We start from the raw sequence: 26,916 nt of genomic DNA, 5'->3' as shown, positions 1-26,916 counted from the left end.
TTCAATTGTCATCAAAAATGATCGAACGGATAAAAACAATCCAAAAATAGATATAGCTTTAATTTAATCCAAACCAAGACAAAATGATTTGCCACCAACTTCTACCTGCATAATCATATTCCTTCGAGCCACAATTAAAGACATCTTCCACTTTTGTCAGAATAATTTTATTATTTTGCTGATCTACACAGATGCGTTGAGAATAAGTTTTGTCAGATTCTAAATATAAATAATAGGGCACTTTATGTATAAATTTTGCTGAGTCGATGAGAATGCAATGACTTTCGGAAGTTGGCATATCTTGCATATTTGTATAGGTTTGGGCAAATGAGATTTTAAACTCTTGATCTTGAATAACTTCTCTCATATAAAACACTATTTGATTATCCGTAACTTTTTTATAGTTACCCTTAGTAAATAGGCAAATACTATTTCCCTTTACTGAAGCAAACAAAGTTGACTCTGGCGTAGCGAAACAGTTCATCGTAAACAATAACAACAATAGCCCTATGTATATTTTCATATCACATTTCATAACCCAGCCAAGCTTTTTCATCCTGAGTAAAAATACATAATTGATTATTTTTCATTTGAGCAAATAAAGGCTTTGTTCCTTGTAAGTTTGCATTTGCTTCAACTGATAACAGAAAGAGGAAAAGTAAGATATATTGCTTATTCATAAAACTATTTTAAGAAGCTCTTTAAGTTTTCCCAAAAACTTGGCTTTATATCTACGCACCTAGTTCCCTGAAAATCTTGTATTACAAGCTTTCCAGAATTTTTCTTTACGCAAAAATCTTTGCTATAAGCCTATTTCACCCCACCCAATGTCGCACTATATGGTGTATTTTCATTTAAGCTTTTAAAGTTATTAAAATTTTTTTCTGTAAGAAGAACACAATTAGTTTTTGTAGGATAGCGATCTCCAAAATGATTTTCATATGACCAAGATTCCGTACTACCTTGAGATAAATTCAATATGACGAGGTTAAATATCCCTTTTTGCTGTGTATCATCAATATAAAAGCATGGTCTGTTATTTTTTATTCAATACTCACCTCACCACCTCTGTAAGGAGATGAAGTAGCAGAAACATGAAACGAAAGAGAGATAAAGGCTAGAAATAAATATTTTTGTATTTTAATACCTTTTGGGCTCTTGATGATAATAAATTCCAATAAAAACAATACTAAAATACTCTCCAACAAAATTTCATTTAATTCAAATTCTACAATAAAATTTTTAAATATCTATTTTTCAGGATCTAAATAAATTATCCCGACATCTCCCTTTTCCAAAATTCTTGCTCCTAGATTAGAGTCTATTTCATTAATAGACTTAATATTTGAGTAATCAAAAGATTTTGACTCATATCCATCAAAAGATATATAAATGTAAGGCGCACTAGCAGATAATTTTTTCAAATTAGGTCTAAAAATATAATACGATTCAGCCTTAGGTGTGATCTTGAATCTTCCTTGTTGATCGGTTTTTACAGTTTTATCTTCACTAAGACTATACCCAATATAACCGTCCTTGTTCGCTATAGGCTTTTTAGTTATATTATCAACAAGTTGACCATATAATTCTGGTTTCAAATAATACTCTTTAGGTGTGCAACCCATTAATAAAATTAAAGATATTAAAAATATCCATTTTTTGTTTTTATTCATTTTTTACTAATTCCTGAGATAAATATCAGACTAGCCACATCCTCTTGAGCAGCTACAGATCTTTCTGAAAATAATTTTAGCCCATAGTACCATTCATAATTTTATTTTAGTTGTAAGCATTTTATTTGTCCCAAATAGTCTTTACTTTGATTGAGAGTATTAAGATAGGTTGGTTGAAATGACATTGCCTTATTTAAATCTACTTGAAGGCTCTCTGGAAATTTTTTCATGTCTATTATTTTTGAATATTTTAACATATATTTATTCATAACACAGAGACCATCAATTACATCAACATCTATTTCTTTATTACTTTTTATGTTAGCCTCAAAGGCTATATTATTCATTTCATAACTACCAAATAGTGAATCAGTTTTATTCACAGAATAGATAAATAATTCATCATTGACTATTGACTGCTGGTCAATATTATTATATGCAGCAATATATAATCTTTTAGATTTAATAATATCATCGCCTATAGTTAAAGCTTTAGATTTTAAAGCTTCACCTATCAGCTTTTCACTTTGTTCTTTATTGTTAGTATCATTTGCATGACTACAACCTAAAAGAATATAAGTTAAGCAAAAAAAATATATACGTTTCATCAATCTTTCCAATCACTTAATTTAAAAATTTTCATACTCTTCTGATTTAGGCACTTGATAACCATATTCTATTCGACATAGTTCATAAGCTTGCTTATTCCATTTTTTATTAAATATCATCTGATAAAGTCTATGACCTATCATAAATGGACCTCTATTATCTCTATTTCCTGCTGCTAATGCAGTATATCTTGCTTTATCAAACATACCATAACCGGCCGGAGTAAGTTTAATAATATCATTTAAGTTTTTATAATGCGCAGCTACTCGTATATCAAAACTATCTTTCAAAAGTTCTGTTGCAGCAATTAGAGATTTATCCCTAGAGATTTTATATAGGTATGTAGCAAACCGCAAATACATCATTGTATGAAAATATTCTGTATAAATTAGACCAGGGTTATCTTTTTCTATTTCTTTTAAATCAAATTCAAGACCGAAGCGCAAAGCCATATCATATTCAAATGGTTGCCTATTTTTAATATGATCCCATAAATGCTGTGGAATACAAAAAGTATATGGAACAATCTTCTTAACTTTTATTAAATTCTCCCAACCACTACACGCTGTTAAATACCCATCATCCGCTCTGCATAAATTGGTAGTTTCTTTAAGGTTAATACGATCTTGAGCATCAAAATTCACTCTAGATTTATCATAGTTAGTATGAAAAATTAAACGTCCTTCATTACTACTTATTCTATTTGAACTAGTCATAAAAATCTCACTTATAGCGGTTCTAAAGGCTTTGACAAATCAACAGTGACTACTTCAATAGCTTCAGATGAATATTCACTCTCGTAAATTGCTGTCAAACCATCTTTGTCTGTATAACCTTTAACTAATAATTCGCCAGAATCCTTACTGTAAATTTCGTATAATAATTCCTGTAAAGGTTTTTGATCATGTTCATCTATAATTTGAAATTGAATTTTATGAATTTCTTTTTGTTCATCAGCAAAAGAATCTATCTGATTTTGACTTGTTGCTGAAGATATATTTGAACTCTTGATTGTTTCTGAACCTAACCCCCCACCATTATCTCCAATTGTTAAATTTTGATCGCCAATACACATACAGCCACACGATAATGGAGAATTATGCTGTGCAGCTGCCTTGCCCATCACCAGCATGTGATTATCACCAGCCATAATCGTGGCAACACACTTATGCTTAGGGCAACTTGCTTTATCGCCAACACATGCAATCGCTTTCCCTTCAATCAGGAAAGAGGACTGACCCGAAATAATTTTCCCGCCACCTGTCGTGGGAGAGCCCAGTGTAATATATGGATTTGCCATAATTTTTACCTTTTATTGTTCTGTTATTCAGTTGATTCATTATATAAACATCAAAATCAATACATCGTTTTTTCTATGACCTTATTCTGTTGCATTATTTGCAACAGATTTAATCGAACATAGATACATAGCGATCATAAAAAAGGTTTTATCATTCGCTTTTCGATAAAAAGAAACCTCTAAACTTTAAAAATAGTTTTAGAGTAAATAAACTTTCAAATACTTTAATTGCATTATCAAAGTAAGTTCTGTAAAAATCCCCTCCTCATCATTACCAATCCATCTAAACCATTCATTAAATTATTAATTCTGTCCAACAGTTAATGATTGATCTCCAATGCATTTACAGCCACATGATAAAGGTGAATTGTGCTGTGCAGCTGCCTTGCCCATCACCAGCATATGATTATCACCAGCAACAATTGTGGCAACACACTTATGCTTAGGACAAGTTGCTTTATCACCAACGCAGGCTATTGCCTTTCCATCGATCAGGAAAGAAGTTTGAGCAGAAATGATTTTTCCACCGCCTGTAGTTGGAGATCCTAATGTAATATATGGAAGTGCCATAATTCCTACCTCTTATTGTATTGTTATTCAGAAAGCATTTTATAAAACATCAAACTCAATACGGCGGTTCTTTCTACGACCCTCATCCGTTGCATTGTCTGCTACAGGTTTAGTCGAACCTAATCCCGCCGTACTCAAGCGAGTGGGTGCAATACCTTTGGTGGTTAAATATTGTTTTACAGCTTCAGCACGTTGCAAGCTTAATGCTTGGTTCTTTTGTGGATCACCCTGACTATCTGTATGCCCAACAATTTTAACATTCTTACCCTGAACCTTATTTAATGCAACCACCATCTCGTCTAAGATTTGTGTGCCTACTGGGGTTAAAACAGCTTTACCAGATTCAAATTCAATGATTCGATTTTTTAAGGCATTATCAATTACGGATTGCTCCGCTGCATTCACGCTAATCTGAGCGTTAAATCGGTACGGCGGTTGAACCAATGACTGAAATAATGTGGTCGTGGGTTGAATATCTGTTTGAACCCCCATCTTACCCGTCAGTTCAACTTGTGTACCCCGCACGGACAGTTTGCCCTGGCTAATTTTTTTCAAATCTGGGGTGATGACTCGAGTCACTGAGTCACTCCAACCATTCGGTGCAGATACAGGACGGATTTGAATTTTATCAACCACCTGATCATTGCCATACACCGCTTTTAACTTGGCTAGAATTGCTTGTTTGGCCATATCATTGGGTACTGCTCCTTCAACCACGATAGGAGCGGCAAATACCTGTAATGAATAAAATAAGCTTGAGATCATCGCAAATTTTTTCAATATTTTTACTTTTTGATTCTTCATTTCATTATTCATCTATAAAGGTTTGCCGAAAAATTTTCATACCTTGTGTCAAACTCAATTGACGCTGGCAGAGAGATTGTTCAAGGGCCGCAAGACCTGCGTTCTGTTCAAGATAGGCATCAATCCATAAAGGTTGAACCAAAGAAACCCAATGATCATTTTGCATATTCTGAGTAAAAATATTACTTAATGCAGTAATATCAGCACCTTGGAAACCAAACAGTAAAATCGGTGACTCTTGGTGCAAAATACCGATCAAAATCTCTGTATTGTTTTTTTCCAAGAAACGTCCAATTAAATTGACCCAAAACGCAGCAATTTCATAGCAATAACTTTGGTTATTGATGGGTAAAATTAATACCTTGGATAATTTACTGGTGCCATGTTTCAGTACGGGCTGTAGCAATAAACCTAAGCCCAACATACTTTGCGCCAATTCATAAGGCGTGATCTTCATCATTTGTGCAAATGAATGCATTGTATGGTGTTCAAAGAAGTCCTGTGTTTTCAGTTCAGGTAGCACCTGAACCTCACGATCAATCAAACCCAGTTTATTCACCAATAACTCAGGATCAGTTATGGTTCTAAACATGCGGTTCTTTTGAAAAAGATCAATCAGTACAGGTTTATATTTAAACGGTGCATACAATAAGTTTTGAAAAGGATTTTCAATTTCCAATAATTGGCTCAAAACCATTGGAAACTGGCGCCCTGAACTGTCTTCACTGGTCACCATATTGGCGGCAAGAAACATCTTTTCTTTCGGATTGGCAATAAAGAAATCTAATGGCGCTAAAGATTGATAGGCTTCATTGAAATTTTCTTCTCGCATCGCCAGTTCTAGCGCTTCGGTAATCCATTGATCAATCACTTGGATCAACGCATATTGTCCTTTGGTTTTTAAAAAGTCACCGCGCGCAGGGCATTTGCCATAATACAATGGTGTAGACTTTAACGTTTGCATACTTTCATCCCTCGCACTAAATCGTTCCCAATGATCATTGAGCTCCCCCAGTTGTTGCAGCTTGAGCTGCTGCATTTGGCGTTGCTGGTGTCTGCGGTTTAGGCGCTGTTGGTGCCGCCGATGGCGTTGCTGCTCCAAATGGTGATGCCGCTTGCGGATTTGCTCCTGTCGCAGGTGCTTGCTGTGCTGCAACTACCAATGCCGCTTTAGGGCTAGTCACTCGATCCACCAGCTTTAATCCCACATAACCACGATTTGAACCGATTGGGTTAGAAGCATTTCCACTAATCAAACGGAACTGAAGTTTTACAAACAAATCACTGTTTTGTTTGCTGGTCCATGTCATTTCAAAACTACCATTGAGTGGCTTACGTTGCGCACTATCAATTAATTTGTTGATACCGTACTCGCCTGGTTCCTCAAAGATCGTATGAGTTTGACCATCTAAGTCAATTGCTGTGATTCGGGCTCCCGGAATTGCGCCAGGGTTTGGCCACATAAAGTTTACCCATTGTTGAATACCGTTTTCATAGACTAAACGCTGTCCATCAATATCAATGGTATACGACAGCAATTTGTTATTTGGAATTGGATAGAATTGGAAGTTAGACTGGTTCGCAGCTGGGGCGCCGCCACCTGCAGCACCCGCTGATGCACCATTGATCGGTGTGGTATATTGCTCAAAATTCATGACAAATTCTGGATTCAAACCCACACCCATATTCTTCCAAGTTTTTGAAGATAAGGTATAACCACGACGGATCACGAATGGATCTAGTGTCTCTTTAACAAACTTCGAAATGCTTCCGTTATCACCAAAAATCTGGCTAATTTCATTACTAGTCGCTTGGATTGTGCCAGATGAATTAAACGGAACTTTTTGCGAAAGTGTTTGATTAAATGGTTGATACGCTTGTAATGTCCAGAGTTTGTTAATCTCATCTTGAGCAGGAGTCAACAAGCTATCGAATGATTGCGTCAATGGGCTGACCAAAAGCTTTTGAACCATTTGCTGATCTAGCTCACCTAAACCTACTGTAAGTTTTTCATCAACAACCTTTTGGGTTGCATTAAAAACTGAACTTTGATCATTAATGGTTTGTTTTGCTAAAGCCAAAGCACTTGGACCAAAATCACCTGCACTACGGAGGTCATTCAGCTTGCTTCTCACTTGAGCCATATTCTGTAAATAGTCATCGAGCAATGATTTATTTTGTAGATCATCACGTTTACGAACCAGTTGATAGAACACTTGGAACTGTTGAGAGATTTGCCCTTGAGTCTGATTAGAGGCACGTTGGATTTCATCCGATTTACCCTGACCGAGTACTTTACGCTTAAACCAAGCAATAAAACCTGTTTGCGGGGCAGCCAGTTCTGCTTGAACCACAGGGTTATCCCAACTGGTTTCTTTCGCTACACGATCAATATAGGTACGAATTGGAGAGTTTTGTGGTTCACCCAATACGTCCATGATCTTCGCTTGCTGAACAAAATCGGGACCTTTTGCATAATGGGTTGCGTTAATAAACTTTTTCCATTCAGCAATATATTCTTGCTTATACAGTTGCGTCAGCTGTTTACGGATTTGATCTGGACTACCACTGAATGTTAAATCATCAGACTGTGTACTATTTAGTACCCAATCTTTGGTATCTGTTGGTTTGTTTGCAGCTTCTTCAATGGCTTTATCAACATATTCATCCCATGCTTTCTGAGTAAATATTCCTGGTAAAGCATAACCACCCAACATCACATTGCGATTGGTTTCACCCACAATTTGCGCCACAGTCACGGCAGGATAACGAACAGCTGCGCGCATTTTAATTTCATTATATACACGATCACGTGCCGGCATACCGCGAACAACCGAGAGCAATACTTGGCGAGTTTGATCAACCAACTGAGCATCCGACTCTAAAACTGGGAATTTTTTATCGTTGGCTAAAGTCATTGAATAGCTCAAGATTTTTTCAGCTTTTTGAATCATTTCTCCACGCGGCATTTGTCCACGATTGGCATCTAACCATGAACGCCAGAAACGAGTAACTTGATCGCTTAAATGACTTGCATCCATATATTGTGGATTGCTCATCATGAGATAAGCTTTCAATGCATTATAAGCATCTTGCGGATTTGTATCCGAAGGCTCTGATGCGATCTGTGTAGAAGAGGTTTGTTTGATTTCTACATTGACATGATTTTGTTTGAGTGTTTGCTCATTACCTTTAACACGTTGCAAATACTGCGCAATGTTTTGCTGACTTGGCGCTAAGACAATCTGTCTCACTCCTTTTAAATACTCAGCTTTTAATTTTTCCTTTAATTCATTGCCTTGATATAAACCAAATGAAAACTTCAACGGACGATGCTGGTCAAAGTCATCCAACTGTTCCAAACGTTGTTGCAAAATCAATAAAGCATCAATTTGGGTTGAAAGTTCTTGACCTGTGGTTTGTTCCATTTGAACCACTTTATTCAGATCGGCTTGTACATCCGCAATCAATTGCTGGTTATTGCGATAAGACCAAACCCATAAGCCTAAAATAATCGAAACACCTAATAGTGATGCAATAAATGCCAAGTAGCGCTTACGTTTTGTATTGGGATTAATATGCTGTTTAACTAAATTCTTATCTTTCAGAATAACTTCTGAGAATAAACCCTTTAAGAAATAACCATGATTCTGAGAAATTGAATTCTGTGGAATACCATGCTCGCTATTGGGAATCTTGGTCAGTTGAAAATCATCGACGATCTGTTCTGTCATCGGACTTTCAATTACACCCTCCTGTAAAGCACTGGTGAAATAGAAACCACGGAATACCGGTTTAAACTGGTATGGATTTTCTTCAAACAACGTCCCGATAAAAGTTTTTAATACCGGTTTTAAAGTTTTAAATTCAAGCGGGAAAGTCATCACACTTGGAGAAATATTCTGTGCATGACGGCGACTTAAATGGGTTGTACTTACCCCTTTTAAGCCATCATATAAAATGTTGTAATGTTTTTCGAAATGTTCAGCTGCATTTTGTGATGATTCAGGATCATAAGGTAAAGTCGCGCCCCAAACTTGATCAAATTCTGCTGCCTCATAGCATTCAAAAAATTCAGTAAACCCTGCAATCAAATCCATTTTAGAAAAAACCAGATATACGGGTGCAAAGATTTCTAAACGTTCGGTCAAGTCCTGGATACGAGCTCTTAAACTTTTCGCTAATTTAATTGATTTTTCAGGGCTTTGACTGACCAACTCAGCCACACTGACAATCACAATCAATCCATTGATCGGTGCTTTAGAACGATTCTTTTTTAGAATACTTAAAAATCCTAACCATTCTGAATGATCTTCTGAATATACAGAATAGCGCCCTGCTGTATCGAGCAGAACCCCTTCTGTAGAAAAAAACCAATCACAGTTTCGAGTACCGCTCAGCCCTGAAGACACCACTTTTTGATGGGTTTCTTCAAATGGGAATTTTAGGCCCGAATGATAAATTGCAGAACTTTTTCCCGCAGCAGGATTACCAATCACCATATACCAAGGTAACTCGTAAAGCGCAGCATTTCCGCTTTTGTCACCCAATTTAGATTTACGAATCAGTTGGATTGATTCTTTCATCTGCTGGTTGATCAGGTTTAATTCTTCTTTGTCTTTTTGTTTTCCGTATTCAGCAGTGTTGTCCTGCTCAATTGCTTCAGCCAGAGCTTCACCTTGCTCTGCATGCTTACGGCGTTGAATCAGCCAGTAAATTCCGTAAATCACCAAACCCAGAATATACGCAGCGAGCATCATAAAGAAGTACTGACGCGGTACCACACTGTACGAAGAAATTATCGCAACCAGGATTGAAAGCGCGATCACAAGCTTTGGATTTGTGATGTATTGCCATGCATAGCTTAAAATTGTTTGTATCATTTTCTCGATTTCTTTCTAAATTTGTCTGTAATCTCTATGCAAACTCAGTCCCAACAACTACTTGGGTTTGCTGATGTTCAGCACTATAAACATAGCCATACAACTCATCTTTAAGGTGCAGACTCAACATAAAACCAAAAACTTTGGCTAAAGACTGGGTATGACCTAAACTACTTTTACAATAAAGATAGTGATGAGCTTCAATCGGTGTTGCTGCAAAATTCTGTTCTAATCTTTTTAAAAGCTTGACCTCTTTAGGATCATCTAAAACCAAAACAAAAGGTTGCTCTTGTTCAAATTGTTCTGCTTGAGCCAGATTCAACTCTTTTAAGGGTTGAGATGCCTGATCAGAATTTAGTGCAATTCGAATATACTTGGTTGGCTGTAAATTTTGCAATTCAACCTTTGCATTGGTCATACAACAGGTACTGATATATTCAGAAGGAATATATTTTTCCGTCATCCAAGTTCGATCATCAATGGTTTCCTGATCAATTTCAGAATCAACCACAATAAATAAAGAAACTTCTGCATCCAATGACTGTGTTCTTTTCAGCAACTTCATCCAATCATGATATGCCGTTGTTTCACCCCAGTAATGATATTCAGTATGAAACTGCTGATCAATGATGCCAAGCTGTGTAAAATATTGATCCATCAATTCTACGCCTGAGTTTTCATCCCATGTGTGAAATAAGTTTTCAGGTAAAATAAGATGAATATTGAGGTGATTCAATTGTGGTACAGCTTCTGCAACCTGTTGTTCTACAGATTCATCTTCATATTCTTGGTGCGGGTTAATCCACGCAGGATGCATACGATATTCATGTGCAAGTTTAGCATCATAGAACAGCGCTGAATTCTTTAAATGCTCCGCGATTTGGTGAAGCATGTCGGTATTTTGTTCAAGCTGCTGCTGAATTAAGGCGGTGATCCGTCTCTGACGACTCGATAAACTTGATGAATCTTGTTCTGGTTCTTCAAGTGATTGAATACGCAATGACAAGATGGGCAAACCATAGCTATTGATGAGTCCTTGGTCTAGTTCTGGGCTGATAGGATCTTGAAGTTGCTCAATATGAACTTCGTTTTCCCCCATTGCACTTAAACTGGTTGTCGAATAAACCTTTAAATTTACCCACTCAATTTCTGCATCATGCGTTTCAACACTATTTTGCTGTTCAGTGCGTTGTTCTTCTTCAAGTTTTTGTTGCTCTTTCTTGTCTTGGCGACTTTGATAGAATTTTTTCAGCAACATCGGGGTTAGAAGCAACAATGTGATCGCAGCAGGAATCAATCCAAAGAAAATAACAAAATCCTGTCCGCTTGGATCATATTTAATGTCGCGCCAATAAAATACCACGATCGCTGAGACCAGTAGAATGACACTGATCAATGTTGCTAAAATTATTTTGATCATTTATGAAGCTCCAATCAGCGCATAACAGGTTTCATCATTGTCACTTTGCGTCTTCGGCATCACAAAAGCACCTTGTGCCAAACCGACTTGTGCTGTTGAACTCAACTGTAAAGGCTGAACTTCTTCTTTGGCAAGCACCAACCGCAAATCAACCAATAAGGTTGGACTACACCAACTCTGAAGTATTTTTTTTAATTTTTGACTTAACTTTTTCTTCGGTAAAAACTCTAAATATTGGGCATGCGTTAATGGACCAATTTGAATTTCTATTTTTCCATCAATTTGTCGAATGGTTTCCCCACAAAAAGTATTGACTCCCAAAAGAAAGGGTTGCTTTCCTCCTAACTTGGTTTTCTGCTCATCCCCTAGTTTAAACTTCTCAGTAATATATTCTTTGACTTCAACAGGATGATGAAAGACACAGGTCAACATCGTTTTCAATGCATGTGCGGTATTGTTTTGTCCCTGCATCAATCCCGAAAACTCAGCAAAATAATCATCTAAATCACTTTGCTGATGCTGGGTTCGAATATAGCCATTTAATGCATGTAATATTTCTAAGTAATTATTTTCCTTTTCAATTTCATAACGTACTGGCAGATTATAACTCAGACTTGCATCCACAAATTGGGCAGTCAGTTTATGATTAAATAATCCTAAGAACTTCTGTACCTCAACACGCTGTTTACGAGGCGCCTGCTTGACTTTATTGGTATAGGTATAAGGCATCGCACCCTGCATACCTGTTAAACCGACCACCAAATTGGTCATGTGAATTCTGTCTTCAACTTGTTCTAAAGACTCGATCTCATGCTTGGGGAAATTTAGATTCAGTGAACTTTCAAAAAGAAAATCATCTGACCAGCTTTTTAAAGTTGTGATGCTGGGTGCATGTCTAAATAATCGGGTTGACTGAACAAATTCAAAAGCTGTAGGAGTTTTGAAAAGCTCATCAACTACAGAAGCTTCTTGCCACCAACGTTCTGTACGCATTGGTATAACTCCTGTTTTGTATTTAAATCTCTCACAAAAACATCAACAAAGCTGTTCATCTGTACTTTTAAATTAAAAATGTGACTAATCAACTCACTGAAAATATAGAGACTATGTCCACGGAAAACCTGAACATCCACATCCATCAGCACCTTCACCCCTCGCACAAACATCGGGAAAGGTTTTGCTTCAACAAGTTTATGGGTAATCTCAAATTCAATTTGTTTGATCGCATCAATAATCAAATGATTTTCTTTCGATTTTGGTAAATTATAAAGTTCAAGTAACTCTTTGATATGACTGACTGTATCCCCTTTCATTAGCGCAAGCGTATTCAAAGAAAGATGTGAAATAATCCGCCATTGTTCGTTTTTATTCATTTCAAATTGATAAGGCTCTGTTGGTCTTTTTAATATCAAGGCACGACGAGCAACTGTACTGTCATTCAAATTCAAAACATTATTCGATTGACCTAAAGCTTCATACGGCAATTCACGGTTTGAACAAAGTAATCTGCAACTGACAAAATCAGACTTGATACTCTGTGGCTCGAGCTGTTTCGAAATAATTGAATATCCTGTTTCAACATATTGATTCTGTAAAACAGTCGGATTCAAAGCATAAAAAAACTGAATATCTTCACCGTGATAATGACTCATTGCGAAGAAAGGTAAAATTGGGTAAACCACTTGATCTTGATTACTTTTTTCACGAATCAAATTCATTTCAAGTATTGAATACACTTGATAAAATTCAGGGTGATGAGCATCTGTGATCAGTGGATACTCTAAGTTTTTGTGATTGATTTTCTGGGGTTCAGCCTGTTTCTCAAATAAATTTACCACTGGACTGGTAAATAATTTAAAGTTCGCTACATTTAATTCTGAATAATTTCGAATAATGGCTTGATCATTTAAATTTAGCTTCAAATGAATCTGAATTTCAAAAGTTAAATTTTCATCTTTTAATAATTTTAAAAAATCTAAATTTAAATTCAGATAACTAAATTTTTCTGGAAAACAAAAGTATTCTATCAACAAACGATAGGCATGATGGGTATGCTGATCTATCGGCAATAAACTTTCATCTTCACGAAATCCCATCACTTCAAAAGGATTTTTAATCGCTGTCACTTTATGATTGATGCGCAGACTAAAGCTGGTATCCTGGTGAAAAATATGGTCCAAGACTTGGAGCGGAAAATTGGAAATAGCATCTAAATAAATGGGCAGTTTTTCATTTTTCAACCAATTTTTACACGGGTTGAATAAATCAAATTTTAAACTCAACGTTGCATTCTGGTTTAAATGAATATGCGCACTTGGTGTCGTTTGAAAACTTAAACTTTCCAGTTGAATTGGCAGTAACTTTACTGCTGTACTGGTATTAAATTCACATTGGACACCCTTAAAACTTCTTGATTTTAAAGTTGTTCCTTTTGGAATAACATGAACATCCGTTAATTGTTTTTGTTTGTTTAAATCTTCAAAGCTCACCACGGAGCAGGCAGGAAAATGTCGCAGATACTGCGGAAACATGACTTCAAATAATGAGCGGGTAAATATGTCATAGCTATCAGCTAATTTTTTATCAATACGTGCCGCAATTAAAGAAAAAGCCTGAATCAGGCGCTCAATATGTGGATCATCAATTTGTTCTTGGTTTAAAGATAATCTTTGTGCAATTTTAGGATATTTATCTGCAAATACACGTGACTGCTGACCAAATTCTTGTAGTTGCTTTTCATAATACGGTAAAAGTTCTTCTATCACGACATACCTACATTTTTAAGATCTGGCAGAGATTACATATTGCTGTGTTGTTGGCTTGAGTAAGGCATCAAAAATTACAGGTTCATAAAGCGGATGAATATTTAAATAGGCTTGAATGCTTAAGCATAAAGAACCAACATTCTGATCATCTAGCTGCATTTCTACTTTAATCTGTTTTAATCGTGGCTCATGCGCAGCGATCGACTGCTCAATGGACTGGCAAATAACATCTCGATCTGTGGGGTTGGCAGTTGAAAGTCCAACAAAATCAATAATCCCAAACTGTACAATCGATTTTTTGGCTAAAGCATAATCATCAATATCCAAATCCAGTTTAGCGATTCGGGTATTTAACAAATCTTCTAAATCATGAGCAACAGACTCTCTTAGCTCATGTATGGAAAGCCCTTTTACATAATCATCTTCAACAATCAAGCGATCAAATAGCGTAGATCGAAATCCATAGGGATAAAGTTGATCTAAGTTCATAACTGATATTCTAATGATATGAAACAGGTAGGGACTTTTCAGCCCCTACCCGTCTCAAACAACAATTAAGCAGCGTAAGATGCTGTATTGTTAGAAAGAGACCATTTCTTAGTAACGGCACCTTTAGCAGAACCGTTAATATCTTGTTGATTATAAGTCCACTCAACTGCAGCATATTTCAAACCAAATGCTTCAGTTGGAACACCTTCTTCATTTACAGTCGGTGTTACGCTTGAAACAAGAACATGCTTAAGTTTGATTTGGAGGTACTTGATACGTTTGTCACCGTTTGCGCGGTAAAAATCAATTTGAACTTCGTCAAAAGTATAACCAGCAGAACAAGCTTCCCAAAGTTTCGGACTAGTCGCATCCAAATCTTTAACGAAAAGCATGTCTGAATGTTCTACACGTTCAGCAGTGTGACCACCAACGCTTGAAGAAGTAGCAGATTTCGGTTGACGGATGTTGTGAGACCAAGAATTAACTTCTAGCCAGTTCTTGTGCTCAGAATCACGTGACTCACCATCAACTTTGTACTTGCCTTGAAATTGAACGTATATGTCTTTCATTGGATTTACCCTTATTTTTTAAAGTTATTATTTAGCCACGCTCTATTTTAATTCGAGGACTGAGGTAACTCAGTGACAAGTCGCAGAGAAACTGACAACTCATCTAGCTGGAAATGCGGTCTTAAAAAGACCACAGACTTGTAGTGCCCTGGCTCTGCAGGATTCTCTACAACTTTTACAGAAGCTTCACGCAGTGGATACTGTGCTTTTGCTTCTTGAGACGCGCCATCATCAAGCAATACATATTGTGATAGCCATTCATTTAAAAATGCTTCTACATTTCCAGCCGATGCAAAACTTCCGACTTTATCTCGCATCATTGCTTTTAAATAATGTGCAATTCGAGAAACTGCCATGATGTACTGGATCTGGCTAGAAAGTGATGAGTTTGCATTCGCAGTATCGCTGTCATATTTTTTCGGCTTCTGCGTAGACTGTGCGCCAAAGAATGCAGCATAGTCTGTATTCTTACAATGCACTAGAGGAATAAAGCCTAAATCACTCAATTCTTTTTCACGACGATCAGTGATGGCAATTTCTGTTGGGCACTTAAATACCACTTCACCATCATTGGTTTTAAAGGTATGTACAGGTAATCCTTCTACCATACCACCACCTTCTACACCACGGATAGCCGCACACCAACCATGCAGGTCAAAGGCATTGGTCAAACGCGTACCAAAAGCATAAGCAGCATTCATCCATAAATATTCGTCGTGATTTTGACCTGAAACTTCTTCAACAAAGTTAAAGCCTTCAGTTGCCCATCCCTCTTTAGGATCATAAGGCAAACGTCCTAAAACACGTGGCATGGTCAATGCAACATAACGTGCATCATCACTTTCACGGAATGAACGCCATTGTACATATTCAGCTGTTTCAAACACTTTTGAAACGTCACGTGGACGATCAATATCAGTAAATGACTCAAGCCCGAGCATGTTACTACTCGCAGCCGAAATAAATGGTGCATGCGCTGCCGCTGCAACATGAGAAATCTGTTCTAACAGGTACATATCTGATGGTGTACGATCGAATTCGAAATCACCAATCAAGGTGGCATAAGGTGCACCACCAAATGAACCATATTCTTCTTCATACACTTTTTTGAACAATGTACTTTGATCGAAATCAGTTGCACCTTGGAAGTCTTTGATCAACTCTTTTTTCGTTGTGTTTAACATACGAATTTTGATCAATGGATTAGATGGTGACTCTTGGCAAAAATAGTACAAACCACGCCAAGTCGATTCAATTTTTTGAAACTGCTCGTTGTGCATGATTTTACTGAGTTGAGTCGAAATAAGTGCATCAATTTCCGCAATACGCTTATCAATAGACAGCGACATGTTTTCAGAAACAGTAATTGTTCCTGCCATGACTTCTTTTGCCAACTCACTAATTAAGCTTTTCGCACGATCATGCTCTTCTTCATTACGTGCAATTCGGCTACGCTCCACAATAGAATCAAGTAAACTTACTTCTTCTACAGCTGTATCCTGTACAGTATTGCTTTGTAAATTACTCATTTTCTGGACCCGCCTCAGCACTTAATTTACGGATCTGATCCGTATTCTGTAAAACCTCATCAAGCAAGTCTTCCAAACGCTCACTATTAGAAATTTTATTTCTCAAGTCTGTTAAACGCTCACGCGCTTCAACCAACTTCTTCAGTGGTTCAACTTGCTGCACAACTTGTTCAGGACGGAAATCTTCCATTGACTTAAATGTTAAATCAACCGACATACGCCCGCCTTCTTCAGTCAAAGTATTTTCAACTTGGTAAGCCGCACGTGGAGACAATGATTCCATCACTTCATCAATGTTTTCTAAATCAACATTGATAAATTTCTTGTCCTTTAACTTGGTTCTTTCTAATTCAGAAGCTGCAGAGAAATCGCCGAGCACGCCAACAACAAATGGTAATTCTTTAATTTCCTTACCATCGCCCACTTCAACATCATAAGTCAGCTGAACACGTGGTGGTCTGATTCGCTGTAATTTTTTCTGTACACTTTCACGTTTTGACATTTTTTTTATCCATTAATTTGAGCAAATAAATTATGTTGGGAAATTCGGTCTAGCTGCTGGTGTCGGCTTCGGTTTTGCTGGAGTAGCAGCAGGTTTAGATGCTGCAGGTTTAGATGAAGACGGGGCAGAACGTGTCGGCGAAGTACGGTTCACTTTCTGAGGACGGCTCACTTTCTGAGGACGTGCACGCTCTACAACTGGAGCACTTTCCTGATTTTTTTCAACCAGAACAGCAGCTGGCATTGCTTGTCGGACAGCATCAGTAAAGTTTTTCGCAACTGGATAAGTTTTGGCTTCTGTTAAGTAGCGCATTTCACTGGTACGCATCTTGTTTAGCGCATCTGAAGCTAAACCAAGACCTGCGAGGAACTTAACATCAGTCAACTCATTGCTTTGAATATTCAATGTGTCTAAATAACTGACGATCTGAAGTGCTTTTTCATTTTTGCCAAGCTGTTGGAATTTTTCCGCAGCCGAGACCAACAGTTTGTTTTTATAGTCTTTATTCTTCTTATCACACAATTGCGCATAAATCCCAAGCAGCTCAGGATTTGTCTCGCCTTCAACCATTGGATAGTCTTTGATACATGATCTTTTTAGTTTGATCTCATCGTTTGCGCTAACAAAGGTGCTCGCAAATGATGCTCCAAGAACTAAAATGTACGGGATATAATTCTTCAAAATCTAACCTCAATTCACTTGATTCAGTTATTCAATAGATTTACTTTTGATGTTTTATAAATATATATAATTAAAGCAACTTCGTTTAAAATCTTAGAAATAAAACTAAAAAAAACGCTTTTAGTCAAGTGAAATTTCGTATCGACATTTCAAACGATTGATAAAAAAAGTTTTTTAAAGTGTTTGGATAATATCAATAATATCTTATCTTCACAAAAGTTTTTTTTTCTGTAAAATATTTCTTGAGATTTTTAAAAAAATATTAAACATTTGATTTTAATATACTAATTTAAATGCCAACTTGATTGGCTAGAAAATTAAAAACTGACTTTGAGCCAAAGTAAAGTTTTTGAGAGAGACAAAAATGACCGATTTAAAAGTTTTGATTAAAAAGTTATCTGCTTCTTCACGTACAGCTTTAGAACAATCCGCCAATCTATGTGTAAATCATCAAAATTTTGAAATTGAAATTGAACACTTTTTTGTCAAACTACTTGAACAGCATGGCAATGATCTTGAAATATTACTCAACAAATGCAAAATTTCAAAAGATGCATTGTTAAGTGATTTATTAGAATGCATTTCTCAACTTCCGAAAGGCAATACCCGAACCCCAATCTTTTCAAAATCAATTGTTCGACTTTTAGAACAAGCATGGTTGCTTGCTTCAGCTGAACAGGATTCAGTGATCCGCAGCGGACACTTACTCATTGCGTTACTTACGGCATCAGACCTGTATCAAATTGCAGTTCGAGCTTCTAGCTTATTTGATCTTTTTCCGATTGATACGATGAAGCATAAATTCTTGGAAATTTGCGTGAACAGTAACGAAAATGTTCCTGTAAATCCCCCGGAAAAAGAAGCCAAATCAGAAGCTGTTTCAGGTGATCATTCAGCCTCTCTTAAAAAAACCCCTGCTCTTGATCAGTTCACTATCAACCTTACTGAAAAAGCTCAAAAAGGTGGAATTGACCCTGTCATTGGACGTGAGTACGAAATTCGTTTGATGCTGGATATTCTGATGCGTCGTCGTCAAAATAATCCGATTTTAACGGGTGAGCCTGGTGTAGGTAAAACTGCTGTAGTTGAAGGCTTGGCACTTAAGATTTCACAAAACCAAGTTCCGGACGCACTCAAAAATGTTCAAGTGCACTCTTTAGATATGGGCTTGTTACAAGCAGGTGCAAGCGTCAAAGGTGAGTTTGAAAATCGTCTAAAACAAGTGATTCAAGAAGTACAGCAATCTGCACACCCTATTATTTTGTTTATAGATGAAGCCCACACCATGATTGGTGCAGGTGGTCAAGCGGGACAAAATGATGCAGCAAACTTATTAAAACCAGCTTTGGCACGTGGTGAATTAAGAACCATTGCTGCCACAACCTGGGCAGAATACAAACAATATTTCGAAAAAGATGCAGCTTTAAGCCGTCGTTTCCAAGTGGTGAAAGTTGAAGAGCCGACAGAAGAAGTCGCTATTGATATGCTACGCGCCATGATTCCAGTGATGGCGAATCACTTTAACTTGCGTATTGATGATGAAGCCATCGTGACTGCCGTACATTCATCACATCGCTATATCAGTGGACGCCAACTTCCAGATAAAGCCATTAGCGTATTGGATACAGCCGCAGCCCGTGTTGCACTCACACAAAATGCCCAACCTGTAAAATTGGATCAACTTAAAGCTCAACAACATAATTTAAGCTTAGAATTCAATATCATTGAAAATGAGCATAAACATCAGTCAATCCATGAAGAACGCTTAACGCAACTTAAACACGCTTTAGACACGCTTGATCAAGAAATTCAAAAAACCGAACAGCAATGGCAAGCTGAATTGGCATTGATTCATCAAATCAAGGGATTAGAAAGTAATACAGATGCGGATCTGGCGAGCCATAAAGATGAAATCCTAAAACTTCGCAATCAGTTAGCTGAACTACAAGGTCAAGAACCTCTGGTTTTTGAGCGTGTCAATGCACAAATCATCAATGAAATTATTTCAGATTGGACAGGTATTCCTGTTGGGAAAATGGTCAATGATGAAATTAAACAAATTCTCAGCCTGGAAGAAAAACTTGAACAACGTGTAATGGGACAAGATTATGCATTACATCAACTGGTTCAAGGGATTAAAACATCCAAAGCACGTTTAGAAGACCCAAATAAACCACAAGGTGTCTTCATGCTGGTCGGACCAAGTGGTGTAGGTAAAACTGAAACAGCTTTAGCTCTTGCCAATGAACTTTATGGTGGGGAATCACACTTAATCACCATCAATATGTCTGAATACCAAGAAGCACATACTGTTTCCTCACTCAAAGGCGCTCCTCCAGGTTATGTGGGCTATGGTCAGGGTGGTGTATTAACCGAAGCGGTTAGACGTAATCCTTACAGCGTTGTTTTACTGGACGAGATTGAAAAAGCCCATAGCGATGTTCAAGAATTGTTCTATCAAGTTTTTGACAAAGGAACACTTGAGGATGGTGAAGGTCGGGGCATCGATTTTAAAAATACGACGATCTTGTTGACCTCGAATACAGGTTCAAATGCAATTATGCAGGCTTGTTTAAATCAACCTGTTGAAGAATGGCCAAGCGCAGAAGAACTGACAGAACAGCTTAAGCCAAGTTTATATAAGCAATTTAAACCGGCATTCTTGGGTCGTATGCGAATCGTGCCTTATTTCCCATTGCATGATGATCTCCTAGTCCGAATCATTGAACATAAAATCGGTAAAATCACTGCAAGACTTGAAAAACAATATGAAACCAAAGTGACCTATAGCGATGATTTGATCGAGTTAATTCTCAGTCGCTGCACAGAGGTGGATAGTGGTGCGCGTAATGTTGACAATATTTTAAATGCTTCCGTCTTACCTGCATTAGCGACTGAAATGCTGGTTGCGCTAGCAGAACAAAAAATTCCTAAATTGATTCATATCGACACCAAAGATGATGAAATTATTTACCTTTTAGATCCACAAGCCAAATCTGCAAAGAAGAAATCGAGTAAGAAGCCAAAGGTTGTGGAAGCTTAAACTCACGAGTATAGAGAATGGATATTAATTTAGATACCTTACTAAAACCTATTTCAGAGGATCATCCATGTGGAGAAGATTTATCTTTTTCCAATGAGTTTCATGAAATAAAAAAAGCACGAATACATGATGATCCGCTCTTAGATCAAGGGGACTGGATCTCTGAACCTAAGCAAGCGGATTGGTCATTCGTTGCTGAAAAATCTGTTCAATTATTAACAGATAAAACTAAGGATATCCGTTTACTGACTTGGCTGACCGAGGCTTGGACAAATCTATATGGTTTTGAGGGCTTAATTAAAGGCTTAGAATTAAGCCATCGAATCTTAGAACAATTCTGGTTAAAGCTTCATCCTGAAATTGAAGATGATGATCTAGACCAACGTCTAGGATTACTCCAAGGCTTTACCACACAGTTACCTGGCTTGATCAAAAATGTGCCTCTGATCAACATTCAACCCTTTTACTCCCTTGCCCAATACGAAAAATTCTTGCATTTACAAAATGTGCGTCGTAAGCAAGCTGAAGATTCTGACAGTGTTGAAGCATCATTAGAGTTAGATCAATTCAATCAGGCTTTATTCAATACTTCCCGTACCTTCCAATATCAAAATTATCAGCAATTTCAGGAAATTTTGCAGCATTGGAATGTCATTAAACAAGTGCTTGATTCACTAATGGAGTTGGAAGCACCAAGTTTTGCTCATGTAGATTCACAACTTGAAAATATTCAAATGAATCTAAAAAAAATCTATAAAGCAGAATCATTTGGTACTAGCACCAATACAGCGCCTATGGAAAATACAGATCAACAAGCTCAAACAGTTGCAGCAAGCGTTACAGAATCCTACGTAGCGCCCGTGGCTCAAGCACAAACCTTCCAGCCACAGCCTCAGAGCCATTTACAAAATCGTGAACAGGCAATGCGTGTTTTACAAGATATTGCTGATTATTTTCAGACCAATGAGCCTCATAGCCCAGTCAGTTATATGCTGCAAAAAACCATTAAATGGAGTCAAATGCCTTTACATGAATGGTTAACTCAAGTCATTAAAAATGACAATCCCCTTGATTCTATTCAAGAATTACTGGGCGTCAACCAAAATAATGAATCTTCTGAGTGGTAATCAAATATGTTTAAAGCCGAAAAAGTTCTTTGGGGTGAAGGTTTATTTTTAAGACCACAGCATTTCCAACTCCAAGATACATATCAAGAACAACGTTTAAATCATACAATTCGTTCTACAGTTCCCTATCCATATGGCATCAAAAATCTTCGCTTTGATGAAACTCAATTGGGTACTCATGTTCTGGCTCTAGAGCATATTGATATGATTTGGCAGGATGGTGAAATCTATCAAGCACCAGCCAAAGATCTTTTACCACAACCGATTTTATTAGATGAATTGAATTTGCGTGGTGAAATGCTGATTTATTTAGCATTGCCGATTCTACAACCGAATAAGAAAAACATTTCCGATGATCAGGACAAACAACCTGCACGATACCATTCTTATTTGAATGAAACACATGATCTTTTTACAGATGCAACGCCTGCTGAAATTACGTTCTTAAGACGTCGCACTGAATTCAAACTTTTTGATATTCAAACAGATCCAAATCAGGATTTAGATGGCTTCTTATATTTGGCAATTGGCAAGATCAAACGTCATAGTTCAGGCAATTTTGAAATTGATTCCAAATATATTCCCCCAATTCTGCACATCCAGTCGAATGAAACTTTATTGGCGAATTTAAAACGAACCTTAAATGTCGTTCGTGCAAAAATCAAAATGATTCAAACCAATAATCGGGAAAATGAACAAAAACTGATCGAATTTAGATCGGGTGATATTGTGTCTTTTTGGTTAGTGAATGCGCTCAATACAGCTCATGCAACATTAAACCATCTTCTACAAAATCCTCAAATTCATCCTGAGAAATTATTCTTTGAACTGCTACGTTTAACAGGTTCATTACTCACGTTCTCTACAGCATATGAAGTTGAACATTTGCCACAATATCAACACCATAACTTGCAAGATAGCTTTAGCCAACTGGATAAAATCTTACGCGAATTATTAGATACGATTATTTCAAGCCGTTATATCAGTATTGCATTGAAAGAAATTCGTCCATCGTATTGGGTAGGTAGCTTAGAAACAGATAAAATCACAAAAGAATCAAGACTTTATATTGCAGTTTCAAGCAGCATGATGCAAACTCATGAATTGATTCAAATCGTACCTTTACGTTTCAAAGTTGGTAATACAGTGGATGTAGAGCAACGTGTCGTTGCAGCACTTCCAGCAATTCCAATCCATCATTTGGTACAAATCCCAACAGCGATTCCAGTACGTTCAGGCGTGAGCTATTTTGAAATTGAGCCACACCATGAAATGTACCAACGCATGCTTGATTCAGAAACCATCTGTATTTATGTACCGGCAGGTTTCCAAGATATCAGTATTGAACTCATCGCAGTGATGAACGGTTAAGAGGATGATCCAATGAGTCAGAATAATAATATCGCCCCTTCACTGTTCGATGATGGACAAATTGGTGCAGGTGCTGTACCTCAACCTTCAAAAAATACACAAGCAACCAATTTGGTTGATCTTCTGCACGATGGTTTTTATATTGTATTTTTAATCAGAAATCAGTATGTTCCTGAGAATGCAGATCGTTTTAAAGAGAAAATATTAGATCTACTCAATCGTTTTGAACATCAAGCAAAAAAGCTCCAATTTTCTGGAGAAGATATTCAAGATGCAAAATATGCTTATTGTGCATTACTTGATGAAACCATTGTCACGCAACAAGATCCTTCATTCTTTAATCTACAAAACCACTGGTTGATTAGCCCATTACAATTAACTCTTTTTGGTTCACAATTGGCAGGTTATCGCTTTTTTGAGTTTTTAGAACAGATTCGCGCGCGTGGTAAAGAAAGATTAGCATCACTCGAAGTTTATCATTATTGCTTACTGCTGGGTTTTCAAGGTAAATATCGCATTGAATCTATTGAAAGTTTAAATCATCTGGTTGCACGAGTAGGTGATGAAATTGATTATTTAAAAGGCAAAAAAGCTGCTTTTTCACCTTTTGCTGCTTTACCTGATCAAATTAAAAATATAATTCATCGAGAATTACCGTTTGTTTGGATTTTAATTTTCCTGTTGTTGTTTGCAGTACTTGCATTTGCAGGACTAAAAATTATGTTGAATAAAAATGAAAATGCGTCACTTGCCAAATTTAACAATGTAATTGCAGCGCCAACAGAACAAGCGCATATCACGATTCTATTGCCTTGACGGTAAAATTTATGACACAAGAAAAGCAGACCTCTATTCGTATATTACAAAGTAAGCCGGTTAAAAAAACTTTGGGGAAATCATCAGTTTTTTTGCTTGGCTTATTAACAGGGATCATTCTTTCAGCGATCTTTTTCTTTATTTTTATCAATCTTAACCAATCTGAAACTGTCACAGAAACAACTGAAGCTGCCGCTGCCGCTGCCGCTCAAGAAGCGGATGTGCAAACCCATACAGAAGAAACAGCAACCAATCAACATGATGAAAGTGCGGGTGTTTATAAACAACATATTAATGACAAAGACTTTAACCAGATTTTTAAACATGAAAATAAACCTGCACCTCAACCTAGCTCTAAGGGCAACTCCCCTTTTGAACAAATGCTGAAACCGGAAGCCAAGCCCGCTCCTGCAATCGCATCTAAACCACCCGTCGTACCTGCAAAACCTGTAGTACCTGCAGTCAAACCAAAAGTAGAGCCAAAAGCAGCTGAAAAAGAACTTCCAGCGAAAAAGGAAGAAGCACCTGAGATTTCGCCTGAAGCAACGGTTAAAATGACCATTGAACGAAAAGAGACTGAAAACAAACCATGATTTTGTTTGTTGTTATTTGTTTTATCTTTTTGGTCCTTGGCCTCACTTTTTTAATGTCTTATGAGCTTAGAAATAAAACTTTAGACTATTTAAGAGCATTACTTCCCCAAGGAAAGAAAAAATTAGCTTCCGCAAAGCATTTTGCAGAGCAAATGAACCAAGCAGCTTCTGCAAATCAAACTCAGACCCATTGGCATTTACAGCAATGGTGGATTTTGATTGCGGGTTTTTTTCTGCTGTCCAGTATTTTAGTTTTTGCATTCACTCGACCAATTGATCCTACAAAAGTAGAAGCAGAATATTTAAGACAAACAGATCCACAAATCTATGCATTGCTTAATGGAGAGGTTCTCAGCCCTCCACCTGCCGTTGATGAAAGTTTAATTGATGCTGCAATTGTTCAAGCTCAAATCCTTGAAAGAGAAAATCCTCTTCCAAATCATCAATTTCCAAGTGTGAATTCATCAGCGATTGACAATGAAGGAGTCGGAGACCAAAGAAGTAGTTTTGATACAGCAATGGTCGACCGTAAATGGGACAAAATGCACCCAAGTTATAAGCAACGTCTACTTATGGTCTTTAAGATCATGAAAGAACGTCATGGGTATGAAATGGTTCTTTTAGAAGGTTATCGGAGTCCTGAACGTCAAACACGCCTATCTGGAAATACAGCAACCACTTTGGCCAAAGCTTATCAGAGTTACCATCAATTTGGTTTAGCTGCCGATGTTGCCTTTAAACGAGATGGTAAGGTTGTAATTTCAGAACGTGATCCGTGGGCTTGGAAAGGATATCAATTGTATGGTGTTGTCGCTGAATCTGTTGGGTTAACGTGGGGCGGTCGCTGGACAAGGATTCATGACTATGGTCATACTGAATTCCGTATGCCAGGGCTTCGTAAAAACCGTGAATCGGCTGAACGCTTAATTGCAGAAGCACAAGGTAAAGGGCTTATGGCCAATAATATTGAGGTGAATTAGTAGCGAAACAATTTTTGTAGGAAAATGCTTACAACAATCACCGCTATTGTCATCTATGCCATCAGCACTTTATTTTATATTCTATAGTCATAGGGAACAGGAAGTTTCCCAGACAAAACAATAACAATAAAATGTCTGAGCATCAGGAACGTGAGATTCGACAGGAGTCAGATCTAACCAACCAATACGAAGAAAACCCCATCAGGATGATGGGGTTTTCTTTTTTATATCAATATGGTTGTTTAATTTATAAATTTTTTAAATACACCACAATTTTTTCATTTCCAGCCATTTCTGCCAACTCTAAAGCTGTGTATTGTGCTTTATAGTGGGTATCCGCACCTTTATTCACCAAACATTTTACGATCTCTAAATGATCATTTTCAGCAGCGGCTTGTAATGCACTATAACCTTCTTCATCAGTTTGATTGGGATCAATGCCCTGTGACAAAAGCTGCTCGACCTGTTCAATATCACCGAGTGAAGCAGCATACACCAGTTCAGGAAGATAAAGTTCTTCATCATCCTTAGGAATCGGAGAGAATGAGTTCAATTTCATAAAAAGATCCTATTTGACTAAATTATTCAGCTCAAAATTTTAAAATCCAACATTTAAATTATGTTGGCAGAATCACCAAAATTTCCACCATTTCTGTCTATTTAAATTTTGATCTGCTTGTGATCCTTTTAAATCTCTATTCACTGTATTTTCAATTTCTTCACCATTTTCATCATATATCTCCCCGTCATCACCACGAACACATGCTTTAAAATACTGTGCAATTTTATACATTTTTATTAACACTTCATGATCTGGATTTTTCACACTAATACTATTTTCAGATGGAGAAAAATAAACTTTTATGCCCTCTGGATATTTAGAGTAGCCTTTCCAGACGGTTAATCCTTCAGTTTTAATATTTAAAACCTTATTTTCAGGAGTAATAAACAGAACATGGTCATTACGTTCCATTTCAGGATCTTTCTCTATATATTCTAGCCATTGATTTAATGTAATTTTGTTTTCAGGCTCTGCATGAATATGTTCAATATGAATAGAATATCCCATACGATCTCTACTGATTTATCATATCTGGTGTAATTATTCCCAATCATTTTAAGAGAAAGCTGATAAATATGATAGATACATTTTATCACGCATAAAAAAACACCCCAATCTCGGTAGAGATTG

At 37.0% G+C, this 26,916-nt stretch carries 26 protein-coding genes and 1 pseudogene; 6 read left to right on the top strand and 21 right to left on the bottom strand.

The genetic code is table 11. From position 1 onward, the window contains the following. Positions 1-58 precede the first annotated feature (58 nt). From OSH00_RS20260 to OSH00_RS20175, 19 genes and pseudogenes are all read right to left on the bottom strand, one after another. Entirely contained in the window at positions 59-523 is a 465-nt protein-coding gene (locus OSH00_RS20260) for an NF045616 family extracytoplasmic (lipo)protein (protein ID WP_266131918.1), read from the bottom strand. Between the two features lies 1 nt (position 524). Beyond that, positions 525-680 carry a hypothetical protein gene (locus tag OSH00_RS20255; RefSeq protein WP_266131917.1) on the bottom strand — a complete coding sequence of 52 codons (156 nt, stop codon included), beginning with the start codon at positions 678-680 and terminating at the stop codon, positions 525-527. Between the two features lie 4 nt (positions 681-684). Continuing rightward, a pseudogene (locus tag OSH00_RS20545) lies at positions 685-1,139 on the bottom strand (NF045616 family extracytoplasmic (lipo)protein). A 111-nt stretch (positions 1,140-1,250) separates the two neighbouring features. Further along, on the bottom strand, positions 1,251-1,673 hold the full coding sequence (locus OSH00_RS20250; protein ID WP_266131916.1) for a hypothetical protein: 423 nt from the start codon (positions 1,671-1,673) through the stop codon (positions 1,251-1,253). Between the two features lie 101 nt (positions 1,674-1,774). Then, positions 1,775-2,281 (bottom strand): hypothetical protein, encoded by a 507-nt coding sequence (locus OSH00_RS20245; RefSeq protein ID WP_266131915.1) that lies wholly within the window; start codon positions 2,279-2,281, stop codon positions 1,775-1,777. Between the two features lie 21 nt (positions 2,282-2,302). Further along, positions 2,303-2,998: a hypothetical protein gene (locus OSH00_RS20240; protein ID WP_266131914.1), complete on the bottom strand. Its 696-nt coding sequence runs from the start codon at positions 2,996-2,998 to the stop codon at positions 2,303-2,305. Between the two features lie 11 nt (positions 2,999-3,009). Then, positions 3,010-3,582: a PAAR domain-containing protein gene (locus OSH00_RS20235; protein ID WP_266131913.1), complete on the bottom strand. Its 573-nt coding sequence runs from the start codon at positions 3,580-3,582 to the stop codon at positions 3,010-3,012. 303 nt (positions 3,583-3,885) lie between these two features. Further along, positions 3,886-4,152, bottom strand: a complete 267-nt coding sequence (locus OSH00_RS20230) for a PAAR domain-containing protein (RefSeq protein ID WP_196074660.1) — start codon at positions 4,150-4,152, stop codon at positions 3,886-3,888. A 39-nt stretch (positions 4,153-4,191) separates the two neighbouring features. Continuing rightward, positions 4,192-4,917, bottom strand: coding sequence for an OmpA family protein (locus OSH00_RS20225; protein ID WP_266131920.1), 726 nt, complete (start codon positions 4,915-4,917; stop codon positions 4,192-4,194). 43 nt (positions 4,918-4,960) lie between these two features. Then, positions 4,961-5,920 (bottom strand): type VI secretion system-associated protein TagF, encoded by a 960-nt coding sequence (gene tagF, locus OSH00_RS20220; RefSeq protein ID WP_196074665.1) that lies wholly within the window; start codon positions 5,918-5,920, stop codon positions 4,961-4,963. A 34-nt stretch (positions 5,921-5,954) separates the two neighbouring features. After that, positions 5,955-9,839 carry a type VI secretion system membrane subunit TssM gene (tssM, locus tag OSH00_RS20215; protein ID WP_277613866.1) on the bottom strand — a complete coding sequence of 1,295 codons (3,885 nt, stop codon included), beginning with the start codon at positions 9,837-9,839 and terminating at the stop codon, positions 5,955-5,957. 34 nt (positions 9,840-9,873) lie between these two features. Beyond that, complete coding sequence (locus tag OSH00_RS20210) at positions 9,874-11,259, bottom strand: hypothetical protein (RefSeq protein ID WP_266131912.1); 1,386 nt, start codon at positions 11,257-11,259, stop codon at positions 9,874-9,876. Next, positions 11,260-12,252, bottom strand: a complete 993-nt coding sequence (gene tssG / locus OSH00_RS20205) for a type VI secretion system baseplate subunit TssG (RefSeq protein WP_196074656.1) — start codon at positions 12,250-12,252, stop codon at positions 11,260-11,262. It abuts the gene before it with no gap. Continuing rightward, positions 12,216-14,024 carry a type VI secretion system baseplate subunit TssF gene (gene tssF / locus OSH00_RS20200; RefSeq protein ID WP_266131911.1) on the bottom strand — a complete coding sequence of 603 codons (1,809 nt, stop codon included), beginning with the start codon at positions 14,022-14,024 and terminating at the stop codon, positions 12,216-12,218. Before tssF ends, tssG begins: the two co-directional genes overlap by 37 nt. Before the next feature lie 15 nt (positions 14,025-14,039). After that, entirely contained in the window at positions 14,040-14,513 is a 474-nt protein-coding gene (gene tssE / locus OSH00_RS20195) for a type VI secretion system baseplate subunit TssE (protein ID WP_196074654.1), read from the bottom strand. Between the two features lie 65 nt (positions 14,514-14,578). Continuing rightward, the gene (locus OSH00_RS20190) at positions 14,579-15,082 is read right to left on the bottom strand and encodes an Hcp family type VI secretion system effector (RefSeq protein ID WP_004723558.1); all 504 of its coding nucleotides are present in this window, start codon (positions 15,080-15,082) and stop codon (positions 14,579-14,581) included. A 47-nt stretch (positions 15,083-15,129) separates the two neighbouring features. Next, the gene (gene tssC / locus OSH00_RS20185) at positions 15,130-16,611 is read right to left on the bottom strand and encodes a type VI secretion system contractile sheath large subunit (protein ID WP_196074653.1); all 1,482 of its coding nucleotides are present in this window, start codon (positions 16,609-16,611) and stop codon (positions 15,130-15,132) included. Then, positions 16,604-17,113: a type VI secretion system contractile sheath small subunit gene (gene tssB / locus OSH00_RS20180; protein ID WP_196074652.1), complete on the bottom strand. Its 510-nt coding sequence runs from the start codon at positions 17,111-17,113 to the stop codon at positions 16,604-16,606. The genes tssC and tssB overlap by 8 nt, the downstream gene beginning before the upstream one ends. Positions 17,114-17,143: 30 nt before the next feature. Then, positions 17,144-17,794, bottom strand: coding sequence for a hypothetical protein (locus OSH00_RS20175; protein WP_266131910.1), 651 nt, complete (start codon positions 17,792-17,794; stop codon positions 17,144-17,146). Between the two features lie 364 nt (positions 17,795-18,158). Here OSH00_RS20175 and tssH point away from each other — a divergent pair, with 364 nt between their 5' ends. The 6 genes from tssH to OSH00_RS20145 are packed head-to-tail and all read left to right on the top strand — an operon-like array spanning position 18,159 to position 25,724. After that, positions 18,159-20,837 (top strand): type VI secretion system ATPase TssH, encoded by a 2,679-nt coding sequence (gene tssH, locus OSH00_RS20170; RefSeq protein WP_266131909.1) that lies wholly within the window; start codon positions 18,159-18,161, stop codon positions 20,835-20,837. Positions 20,838-20,854: 17 nt separating this feature from the next. Further along, positions 20,855-21,964 (top strand): type VI secretion system protein TssA, encoded by a 1,110-nt coding sequence (gene tssA, locus OSH00_RS20165; protein WP_266131908.1) that lies wholly within the window; start codon positions 20,855-20,857, stop codon positions 21,962-21,964. Positions 21,965-21,970: 6 nt separating this feature from the next. Beyond that, on the top strand, positions 21,971-23,335 hold the full coding sequence (tssK, locus tag OSH00_RS20160) for a type VI secretion system baseplate subunit TssK (protein ID WP_266131907.1): 1,365 nt from the start codon (positions 21,971-21,973) through the stop codon (positions 23,333-23,335). A 12-nt stretch (positions 23,336-23,347) separates the two neighbouring features. Then, positions 23,348-24,151, top strand: a complete 804-nt coding sequence (gene icmH / locus OSH00_RS20155; RefSeq protein WP_196075496.1) for a type IVB secretion system protein IcmH/DotU — start codon at positions 23,348-23,350, stop codon at positions 24,149-24,151. An 11-nt stretch (positions 24,152-24,162) separates the two neighbouring features. Further along, entirely contained in the window at positions 24,163-24,744 is a 582-nt protein-coding gene (locus OSH00_RS20150; RefSeq protein ID WP_266131906.1) for a hypothetical protein, read from the top strand. Beyond that, complete coding sequence (locus tag OSH00_RS20145; protein WP_266131905.1) at positions 24,741-25,724, top strand: M15 family metallopeptidase; 984 nt, start codon at positions 24,741-24,743, stop codon at positions 25,722-25,724. The genes OSH00_RS20150 and OSH00_RS20145 overlap by 4 nt, the downstream gene beginning before the upstream one ends. Positions 25,725-25,971: 247 nt before the next feature. Here the strand turns inward: OSH00_RS20145 and OSH00_RS20140 are convergent, their stop codons facing one another. Further along, positions 25,972-26,283 carry an ankyrin repeat domain-containing protein gene (locus OSH00_RS20140; protein ID WP_266131904.1) on the bottom strand — a complete coding sequence of 104 codons (312 nt, stop codon included), beginning with the start codon at positions 26,281-26,283 and terminating at the stop codon, positions 25,972-25,974. Positions 26,284-26,355: 72 nt separating this feature from the next. Beyond that, the gene (locus OSH00_RS20135; RefSeq protein ID WP_266131903.1) at positions 26,356-26,793 is read right to left on the bottom strand and encodes a hypothetical protein; all 438 of its coding nucleotides are present in this window, start codon (positions 26,791-26,793) and stop codon (positions 26,356-26,358) included. Positions 26,794-26,916: the final 123 nt, after the last annotated feature.

The sequence above is a fragment of the Acinetobacter nematophilus genome, assembly GCF_026344175.1.
GTDB lineage: Bacteria > Pseudomonadota > Gammaproteobacteria > Pseudomonadales > Moraxellaceae > Acinetobacter > Acinetobacter nematophilus.
The sequence above is the reverse complement of the archived record's forward strand: the minus strand, read 5'-3'. Positions and strand labels throughout refer to the sequence as shown.

Coding starts and splice junctions, on each gene's coding strand:
- OSH00_RS20260 (WP_266131918.1), bottom strand. CDS start 523: ATGAAAATATACATAGGGCTATTGTTGTTATTGTTTACGATGAACTGT.
- OSH00_RS20255 (WP_266131917.1), bottom strand. CDS start 680: ATGAATAAGCAATATATCTTACTTTTCCTCTTTCTGTTATCAGTTGAA.
- OSH00_RS20250 (WP_266131916.1), bottom strand. CDS start 1,673: ATGAATAAAAACAAAAAATGGATATTTTTAATATCTTTAATTTTATTA.
- OSH00_RS20245 (WP_266131915.1), bottom strand. CDS start 2,281: ATGAAACGTATATATTTTTTTTGCTTAACTTATATTCTTTTAGGTTGT.
- OSH00_RS20240 (WP_266131914.1), bottom strand. CDS start 2,998: ATGACTAGTTCAAATAGAATAAGTAGTAATGAAGGACGTTTAATTTTT.
- OSH00_RS20235 (WP_266131913.1), bottom strand. CDS start 3,582: ATGGCAAATCCATATATTACACTGGGCTCTCCCACGACAGGTGGCGGG.
- OSH00_RS20230 (WP_196074660.1), bottom strand. CDS start 4,152: ATGGCACTTCCATATATTACATTAGGATCTCCAACTACAGGCGGTGGA.
- OSH00_RS20225 (WP_266131920.1), bottom strand. CDS start 4,917: ATGATCTCAAGCTTATTTTATTCATTACAGGTATTTGCCGCTCCTATC.
- tagF (WP_196074665.1), bottom strand. CDS start 5,920: ATGCAAACGTTAAAGTCTACACCATTGTATTATGGCAAATGCCCTGCG.
- tssM (WP_277613866.1), bottom strand. CDS start 9,839: ATGATACAAACAATTTTAAGCTATGCATGGCAATACATCACAAATCCA.
- OSH00_RS20210 (WP_266131912.1), bottom strand. CDS start 11,259: ATGATCAAAATAATTTTAGCAACATTGATCAGTGTCATTCTACTGGTC.
- tssG (WP_196074656.1), bottom strand. CDS start 12,252: ATGCGTACAGAACGTTGGTGGCAAGAAGCTTCTGTAGTTGATGAGCTT.
- tssE (WP_196074654.1), bottom strand. CDS start 14,513: ATGAACTTAGATCAACTTTATCCCTATGGATTTCGATCTACGCTATTT.
- OSH00_RS20190 (WP_004723558.1), bottom strand. CDS start 15,082: ATGAAAGACATATACGTTCAATTTCAAGGCAAGTACAAAGTTGATGGT.
- tssC (WP_196074653.1), bottom strand. CDS start 16,611: ATGAGTAATTTACAAAGCAATACTGTACAGGATACAGCTGTAGAAGAA.
- tssB (WP_196074652.1), bottom strand. CDS start 17,113: ATGTCAAAACGTGAAAGTGTACAGAAAAAATTACAGCGAATCAGACCA.
- tssH (WP_266131909.1), top strand. CDS start 18,159: ATGACCGATTTAAAAGTTTTGATTAAAAAGTTATCTGCTTCTTCACGT.
- tssA (WP_266131908.1), top strand. CDS start 20,855: ATGGATATTAATTTAGATACCTTACTAAAACCTATTTCAGAGGATCAT.
- tssK (WP_266131907.1), top strand. CDS start 21,971: ATGTTTAAAGCCGAAAAAGTTCTTTGGGGTGAAGGTTTATTTTTAAGA.
- icmH (WP_196075496.1), top strand. CDS start 23,348: ATGAGTCAGAATAATAATATCGCCCCTTCACTGTTCGATGATGGACAA.
- OSH00_RS20150 (WP_266131906.1), top strand. CDS start 24,163: ATGACACAAGAAAAGCAGACCTCTATTCGTATATTACAAAGTAAGCCG.
- OSH00_RS20145 (WP_266131905.1), top strand. CDS start 24,741: ATGATTTTGTTTGTTGTTATTTGTTTTATCTTTTTGGTCCTTGGCCTC.
- OSH00_RS20140 (WP_266131904.1), bottom strand. CDS start 26,283: ATGAAATTGAACTCATTCTCTCCGATTCCTAAGGATGATGAAGAACTT.
- OSH00_RS20135 (WP_266131903.1), bottom strand. CDS start 26,793: ATGGGATATTCTATTCATATTGAACATATTCATGCAGAGCCTGAAAAC.